The sequence below is a fragment of the Paucilactobacillus nenjiangensis genome (assembly GCF_005405445.1).
In the GTDB taxonomy this organism is placed as follows: Bacteria; Bacillota; Bacilli; order Lactobacillales; family Lactobacillaceae; genus Paucilactobacillus; species Paucilactobacillus nenjiangensis.
The window spans coordinates 1-7,788 of record NZ_BJEB01000080.1 but is presented as its reverse complement, the minus strand read 5'-3'; the positions used below and the strand labels follow the sequence as shown (position 1 = coordinate 7,788).

At 38.4% G+C, this 7,788-nt stretch carries 7 protein-coding genes; all 7 read right to left on the bottom strand.

Going from position 1 to position 7,788, the window contains the following annotated elements; genetic code table 11:
• Positions 1 to 107 precede the first annotated feature (107 nt).
• The 7 genes from FFM59_RS09365 to dinB all read right to left on the bottom strand — a co-directional run bounded on the left by FFM59_RS09365 (position 108) and on the right by dinB (position 7,676).
• Entirely contained in the window at positions 108 to 425 is a 318-nt protein-coding gene (locus FFM59_RS09365; RefSeq protein ID WP_137602774.1) for a DUF1292 domain-containing protein, read from the bottom strand.
• A gap of 10 nt (positions 426 to 435) precedes the next feature.
• Positions 436 to 873, bottom strand: a complete 438-nt coding sequence (ruvX, locus tag FFM59_RS09360; protein ID WP_137602773.1) for a Holliday junction resolvase RuvX — start codon at positions 871 to 873, stop codon at positions 436 to 438.
• Complete coding sequence (locus FFM59_RS09355) at positions 873 to 1,133, bottom strand: IreB family regulatory phosphoprotein (RefSeq protein ID WP_137602772.1); 261 nt, start codon at positions 1,131 to 1,133, stop codon at positions 873 to 875. The genes ruvX and FFM59_RS09355 overlap by 1 nt, the downstream gene beginning before the upstream one ends.
• 114 nt (positions 1,134 to 1,247) lie before the next feature.
• Positions 1,248 to 3,899: an alanine--tRNA ligase gene (gene alaS, locus FFM59_RS09350; RefSeq protein ID WP_137602771.1), complete on the bottom strand. Its 2,652-nt coding sequence runs from the start codon at positions 3,897 to 3,899 to the stop codon at positions 1,248 to 1,250.
• 263 nt (positions 3,900 to 4,162) lie between these two features.
• Complete coding sequence (locus FFM59_RS09345) at positions 4,163 to 5,515, bottom strand: DEAD/DEAH box helicase (RefSeq protein ID WP_137602770.1); 1,353 nt, start codon at positions 5,513 to 5,515, stop codon at positions 4,163 to 4,165.
• Between the two features lies 1 nt (position 5,516).
• The gene (locus FFM59_RS09340) at positions 5,517 to 6,467 is read right to left on the bottom strand and encodes a DHH family phosphoesterase (protein WP_137602769.1); all 951 of its coding nucleotides are present in this window, start codon (positions 6,465 to 6,467) and stop codon (positions 5,517 to 5,519) included.
• A gap of 90 nt (positions 6,468 to 6,557) precedes the next feature.
• The gene (dinB, locus tag FFM59_RS09335; protein WP_137602768.1) at positions 6,558 to 7,676 is read right to left on the bottom strand and encodes a DNA polymerase IV; all 1,119 of its coding nucleotides are present in this window, start codon (positions 7,674 to 7,676) and stop codon (positions 6,558 to 6,560) included.
• Positions 7,677 to 7,788: the final 112 nt, after the last annotated feature.

Below are 7,788 nucleotides of genomic sequence, written 5' to 3'. Positions count from 1 at the left end.
TAAAGGGACTTTGGAGTGTTTTTCCAAAGTCCCTTTATTTTTTATAGTCTGGAATTAGTTTTTTCCCAGCCACATTTGTTGTTCAACATTTACTTTGTACAGATATTTTAAGCGTCGAAGTTGCCTTCGTCATCAAGAAATGTATTCAAAACTTCTTCAACCATTTCCCATTCAGCTTCATCTTCGATAGGCTGTAAATCGCCTTCTGAATCTTCGCTTTGATCTGGGTTGTAGGCATAAGCCTGAATGTCAACCTCTTCATCATTTTCAGCGCTTGATGGATAAAGAAGAATATATGATTTACCAAAATCATCAGAATCGAATGTAAAGAGAACCTTATAAAGCTCTTCGTTACCATCATCATCTACTAATGTAATTAAATCTTCATCTTCGTGGTTATGGTCGTGATTATGTTCTTCAGCCATTATTATTTCCTCACAGTTCTTGTAGTAGTTTGCCATGGCCATCTAAGTAATTTTGTAAAATTAGACTGGCCGCCAGTTTATCAATAACTTTCTTTTGTTTTGCACGAGAAGTATCAGCTTCTTCCACTAACATTCGAGAGGCTTCAACCGTGGTCAATCGTTCGTCTTGAAAATCCACTGGAAGATTAAAAGTCTCCTCCAGAAGTTTACCATAATTACGAGCAGCTTCAACTCTAGGGCCTTCGCTGTTATTCATATTTTTTGGTAAGCCCACAACAAAACCAGCAACTTTTTTGGCTTGGACTAATTCTTTCACTCGTTCAATACCAAAAATTTGTTCATCTTCATTAATTGGAATAATTTCAACACCCTGTGCTGTCCAACCTAATGGATCGCTCACTGCAATTCCGACGGTTTTTGAACCGACATCTAATCCCATTAGTCGCATTAAGCATCACCTTTAGTTTTTAAATAAGAGCGCACTAGCTCTTCAATAATTTCATCACGTTCAAATTTTCTGATTAAATTACGCGCATCGTTCAAGCGGGGAATATAAGCCGGATCGCCAGACAATAAATACCCAACTATCTGGTTAATCGGATTATAACCTTTTTCCTCAAGTGCTTCGTAAACCGTATTTAATGTTTCGTGAACATTCTTTTGATTACTATCTCCAAAATCAAAAAACATTGTTTTATCTACTGCCATTAAACCCACCCCCACATTAATTTGTTTATGTCTTAATAGTACTAAACACAATGCAAAAGTACAATCAATGACAAGTACTGTAACGCATTTTTAATGTAAACTACATTTTGAAAACTAATTCAAAAAGTCTTTTGCCTGAGACAAAGCAGTATCAATTCCAGCAGGATTTTTTCCACCAGCTTGAGCCATGTTCGGACGACCACCGCCACCACCACCAATTACAGGTGCAATTGTTTTGATAATATCTCCTGCTTTCAGACCTTCTTTAACTTTTGCGTCACTTACCCCAACGATTAAATTAACCTTATCATTGACCACTGCTGCTAAGACCAAAACATCTGAAACTGCCTTACTACGCCAAGTATCAGCTAATTGACGTAATTGATCCATGCCATTGACTTGGACTTGTTCAGCAACCAAAGTACCTTGGTTAGTTGATTGAACGTTTCCGAAAACATCAGAAGCTTGTTGTGAAGTTAATTTACTTTGCAAACTGTCGTTGACACGTTGAACTTCTTTTAATTCACTCTGAAGAGCTTCAATCTTGTGAGGCAATTCTTTGATTTGTGGCACCTTAAGAATTTCAGCTGACTGTTTTAATAATGTTTCTCGATCATGTAACAGTTTGTATGCATCCTCTGCAGTAACTGCTTCAATTCTACGAACACCGGCACCCACACCAGCCTCAGAAACAATTTTAAAGATACCAATTTCATTAGTATTACGAACGTGATCTCCGCCACAAAATTCAGTATTAAAATCGCCAATTTTAACAACGCGTACTCGATCACCATATTTTTCACTAAACAAGGCGATGGCACCCATTTCTTTGGCAGATTCTAAGTCCGTTTCAACCGTTTGAATCTCAATTTCTCGCCAAATTTGTTCATTCACCATTCGCTCAACTTGTTGCAAGTCGTCTTCAGTAATAGATCCGAAATGATTGAAGTCGAAGCGCAAATAATGTTGTTCAACTAATGAACCAGCCTGTTGGGTGTGTCCACCTAACACATTGCGTAAAGCTTGATCTAACAAATGTGTGGCTGTATGATTTTTTTCAATTTTCAAATGGCGTGCACGATCAACGACTAATTTGTAGCGTGCACCCTTTTTCAATGGCTTACTTAAAATAACTGTGTGTAAATTTTGACCATTTGGTGCATGTTGAACGTCTGTAACTCGGCCAACTTCTTCACCTAAATTATTAATAATGGCCCCAGTATCAGCAACTTGACCACCCATTTCAGCGTAGAAAGGTGTCCGGTCAAAGATAATCTCAATCGCGTTTTCACTAGGTTGAGCTTCAGTAACGTCTGTTTCGTCTTGCGCAACAATGATAGCTTTGGCATCATCCACGACCAAATTATCGTATCCAACATACTCGCTTTCATCCTTGACACTAATCCAGAAATCACTTTGAACACCCATTGATTTGGTATTTCCGCGGGCGTTACGAGCTCGGTTCTGTTGTTTGTGCATTTCTGCATCAAAACCGTCTTCGTCGACTTGTAATCCTTCATCTTCCGCATATTCACGCGTTAATTCAATTGGGAAACCGTACGTATCGTAGAGCTTAAAGGCAGCTTCACCATCAATTTTGTCGCTATGATTAGCTTTAGTGTCAGCAATCGTAGCATTTAACAAATCTAGACCGTCATTTAAAGTGGCATTAAATCGATCTTCTTCAGATTTAATTACAGATGCAATATAGTCCGCATTAGCTAACACTTCTGGATAGTATGCTTGCATAATTTCACCAACGGTTGGAACAAGTTGATACAAGAATGCATCGTTAATACCCAATTTTTTACCGTTGACGACTGCCCGTCGAATTAATCGGCGAATGACATAACCACGGCCGACGTTAGATGGCAATGCGCTATCACCAATGGCAAAGGTAATTGCACGGATATGATCAGCAATCACTTTGAATGAAACGTCATCAGCACTGGCTTTGCCATAAACTTTATGGTCACTAACCTTCTCAGTGGCTTTGATTAATGGCAAAAATAAATCTGTTTCGAAATTAGTCCGAGTATGTTGAAAAATTGACACTACTCGTTCTAGTCCCATCCCCGTATCAATATTTTTATGTGGTAATGGTTCAAAAGTGTCTTCAGGCGTATGGTTAAATTGTGAAAAGACAATGTTCCAAATTTCCAAATAGCGTTCATTTTCACCACCGGGATAACTCTCAGGATCATCTTCACTCAAATTATTCATTTCTTGGCCACGATCATAAAAGATTTCGGAATCAGGTCCCGAAGGTCCACGACCAATATCCCAAAAGTTATCTTCATCTTCTAAAATGTGATCTGGCTTAATGCCAATCTTTTCCCAAACTTGGCGAGCTTCTTTGTCTTTTGGATACACGGTAATATATAATTTTTCTGGATCCAAACCGTACCAATCAGGACTGGTTAATAATTCCCACGCCCATGGAATGGCATCTTGTTTAAAATAATCACCAACAGAAAAATTCCCGAGCATTTCAAATAAAGTATGATGACGAGCAGTTTTTCCGACATTTTCAATATCATTTGTTCTAATACTCTTTTGCGAACTAACTAATCTTGGATTTTCTGGGACAACTGATCCATCAAAATACTTTTTCATTGTTGCAACGCCAGAGTTAATCCATAACAGTGTTGGGTCGTCCACTGGTACTAATGATGCACTTGGTTCAATTTTATGGCCATGTTGAGCAAAAAAATCGAGGAACATTTGTCGTACTTCACTACTTGATAATTGCTTTAATTCACTCATAAAAATTCTCCTAAACTTTTTTATATAAAAAATCCACCATTGCTTTCAGAGACGTCTATGACGCGGTACCACTCTGATTGCAACGATGGAAATCGTTAACCTCTTAATCGTTAAAGCCGATATACAATTTATTCAATTACACATCCTATTGGGTAGCATTTACCAGTCTGCATCGTTTTTCTCAGCCCCAAAACGTTTCTAAAAATTCAACTGGTAAATATGTCCCAGAACAGTGTTTATTATAGTCGAGCAGTTTCCAAAAATCAACGGGAGGAATTCTTTTTTGCTTTTTTTGCTCGACGGAATTCAGCACGTTGTTCAATACGACGCTTTTGAATCGCTTGTTCCGCAATTGCACCCTTGATTTTTTTCTTGTAACCGGGTTTAACAGTCTTCTTTTGTTTCTTGACGTAACCCTTCATGGTAATATCTAACTCTTCTTGACGAGGCTTGCGCTTGGTCCGGCGTAAACGGTCATAAGTATCAACCACTTCATCATTTTTGATTTCTTTATCTTTAAACTTCACACCCAGTTGTTCAAGTGCCACAACTGCCTTATCATCACCTGGTTCATACAATGTCACAGCGGTACCGTTCATCCCTTTACGGCCGGTTCGCCCAACACGATGAATAAAGAAATCTAAATCAGTCGGAATTTCATCATTGATGACCATGGAAACTCCATCAATATCAATCCCGCGGGCGGCCAAATCAGTCGCCACAACAAATTGGAATTCCAAGTTATGAACTTGACGCATCACTCGTTTTCGTTCACGTGGTTTAATGTCACCATGAATCATGGCAACTTTTAAATTTTGTTGTTGTAGATAGGCGTGAATTTCTTCCACTCGTGTTTTAGTATTAGCAAAAATGAGCACCAAATATGGGTCACCCATAGTAATTAATTTGTAAATTAATGCATTTTTACTTTTACCCTTAGTTGAAAGTAACCAGTTATCAACATCAGGATTGATTACTGACGTAACCGGTATTTCTTCAATGACTGGATTATTCATGTACTTACGCAAGAATGGACGTAATTTTTCTGGAATAGTTGCGGAGAACACCAACATTTGTAAATCAGCAGGTAAACTACCAGCGATTTTGTCAACTTGGTCCAAGAATCCCATATCAAGAGTCATATCTGCCTCATCGATGACAAATTGTTTAGCTGTATGAACATCTAGTGATTGAGCTGAAATTAAATCCCAAATTCTTCCTGGGGTGCCAATCACAATTTGTGGTTGATGACGTTTCAATTGATCAATTTGACGAGCTTTATCTGTTCCACCAACATAGTTGTGCACAATTAAGCTGTCTGGTCCAAAACCTGCAATTTGTTTAGCAGCATCATAAATTTGATAAGCTAATTCCCTACTGGGAGTTGTGATGACAACTTGAACTGTGTTCGAACTTGCATCAATTTGATCGAAAATTGGCAATAAAAAGGCATGGGTTTTACCACTACCAGTTTGAGATTGTCCAATGACACTTTTACCCGCCTTAACAAGCGGAATTACCTTAGTTTGAACCGGCGTGGGTTCCCTAAATCCTAAATCAGAAATCGCATCATAAACATACGATTGAAAATTAAAATTTTTAAATATTTCGGCCATGTTATACCTCATTTTCTTTTGTTAACTGGTCTAATTGTGTAATAATTTCTTTCACTTCTTCATCATCTTTAGCCTTGGCTCCACTAGCTAATGGATGCCCACCACCATCATGAAGTTTAGCAATTTCATTAATTGGTTCACCTTTTGAGCGTAAGCGAACTCGATAACTCTTATCATCTTGTTGAACAAAAATTGCCCAAGAAACAACATCACTAATTTGGCCTGGCAAAGGCACGATTCCCGATGTACCAGAGTCTTTTAAATCAAATTTATCCAAAATTTCGGTGGTTAAAATCAAATACGCTGCCCCATGAGACATAATTTCAAGGTTCTCATAGACGTATGCCGATAATCTTGCTACCGGCAAAGGCATTTCATTTTCTTGTTGGCCAATCTTTGAGTTATCAGCACCTAGTTCCATTAAAGCGGCTGCAACTTTCATTGTATGGGCCGTTGTTGCTGGATAAAGATAGCGTCCTGTATCTCCGATAATACCAGCTAATAGAGCATGCGCCGCGTTTTGAGGTAACGTAAGTTCATCTTTAAAATGATGATAAAAATCATAAATAATTTCTGAACAACTTGATGCTTCAGTTTTCACTAGCATGATATCGCCATACGGTTCATCATTTGGATGATGGTCAATTTTAATTAACATATCACCCTGATCAAACCGGCGATCATCAATTCTGGGAGCATTGGCAGTATCAGTGACAATCACCAACGCATCATCAAATACTTCATTATCAATTTCATCCATTTCGCCAATCCAAGCAAACCCTGGAATCTTTTTTCCAACCATGAAAATTTCTTTTGTTGGAAATGAGACTTTTAAGATTTCAGCTAATCCCGTTTGAGAACCAATTGCGTCTGGGTCGGGGCGTTGATGCCGATGAATAATAATTTTTTGATATTTTTTAATTTTTTCTAAGATTTCTTCTTGTACATTCATATTAATTTATTCCTCTCTCTAAAGAGACATCGTGATAAAGTCCATTCTCCAGTATACCGTTTATTGATGTTGGTTTCAAAGGTTGTTTTATCAATGTTTAAATAATGGCAAAGTAATGTTTTCAAATGTAGCTGGGGATAGGTTCGTCACTGTAATTCCCAACAATCTGATTGCATCATCATTTTTAGGTAAGTCTTCGTAAATCTGATTTGCCAAAAAATATATTGCCTCTGGCGTATTATCAACAAACTCAGTTTGCGTTTCCCGCTTGGTTATCGTTGAAAAATCCTGATATCTAATTTTAAGGACCACGGTTTTACCATGTTTTTGGTTAGTGCGCAGCGCTTCTGCCACTAATTCGGATAAGTAAGTGAGCTGAGCTTGCGCACCCTCATCTGAATTAATTAACTGTGTATAGGTTCGTTCCTTCCCAATTGACTTACGATCTCGTTGATACTCAACTGGGCGGTTATCTTCGCCTCGTACACGCCGATACAGAATGTAACCCATTTTGCCAAATTTGGCCATCAGTTCCGCTTCCGACCTAGCATACAAATCAGCACCATTATCAATCCCCATATCATGCATCTTAGGCACTGTCTTCTTCCCAACCCCACGAAAATCTTCAATTGGTAATTTAAATAAAAAGAATTCCACATCATCAGGATTAATCACTGCTACCCCCGCTGGTTTTCGATACTCAGACGCCAACTTGGCCAAAAATTTATTATATGAAATGCCTGTTGAACAGGTTAATTTAGTTTCTTCGAATATTTCAGCTTGAAGGCGATGGGCTAAATCAACTGGATTGGTGATACCCTGCTTATTTTCAGTAACATCTAAATATGCTTCATCAAAAGCAATTGGTTCCACTTTATCAGTATAACGATGAAAAATTTCATGTACCTGAGCTGAAATGCGACGATATAAAGTAAAGTCCGGAGTTTTAAAGACGGCCTTAGGTTCTAATTCCAGTGCTTTGGCCGCACTCATGGCAGAATGAATACCTGCCTTTCTGGCGGCATAATTAGCCGTTGCAACAACGCCATGACCACCTGTTTTACGTGGATCCTTAGCAATGACCAATGGTTGCTGCCGCCATTCAGGGTGATCACGCATTTCAATTTGAGCATAAAAAGCATCCATATCAATATGGATGATTTTTCGTGTAGTATCAATATTGAGTTGTTGTTGCATAAACTCAGTCATGGTTTCTTCCTCTAAAAATGATTATAGCAAAAAACAAATCATAACCGCCCGTAAAACGGGTGGTTTGTTCATGGGCTATAAGCCCTATGTACTTGCCAGCGTCTCAAGGCGC

Excerpts from the sequence above, each read along its gene's own strand:
- alaS (WP_137602771.1), bottom strand. The coding sequence starts at position 3,899 with ATGAGTGAATTAAAGCAATTATCAAGTAGTGAAGTACGACAAATGTTC.
- ruvX (WP_137602773.1), bottom strand. The coding sequence starts at position 873 with ATGCGACTAATGGGATTAGATGTCGGTTCAAAAACCGTCGGAATTGCA.
- dinB (WP_137602768.1), bottom strand. The coding sequence starts at position 7,676 with ATGACTGAGTTTATGCAACAACAACTCAATATTGATACTACACGAAAA.
- FFM59_RS09340 (WP_137602769.1), bottom strand. The coding sequence starts at position 6,467 with ATGAATGTACAAGAAGAAATCTTAGAAAAAATTAAAAAATATCAAAAA.
- FFM59_RS09345 (WP_137602770.1), bottom strand. The coding sequence starts at position 5,515 with ATGGCCGAAATATTTAAAAATTTTAATTTTCAATCGTATGTTTATGAT.
- FFM59_RS09355 (WP_137602772.1), bottom strand. The coding sequence starts at position 1,133 with ATGGCAGTAGATAAAACAATGTTTTTTGATTTTGGAGATAGTAATCAA.
- FFM59_RS09365 (WP_137602774.1), bottom strand. The coding sequence starts at position 425 with ATGGCTGAAGAACATAATCACGACCATAACCACGAAGATGAAGATTTA.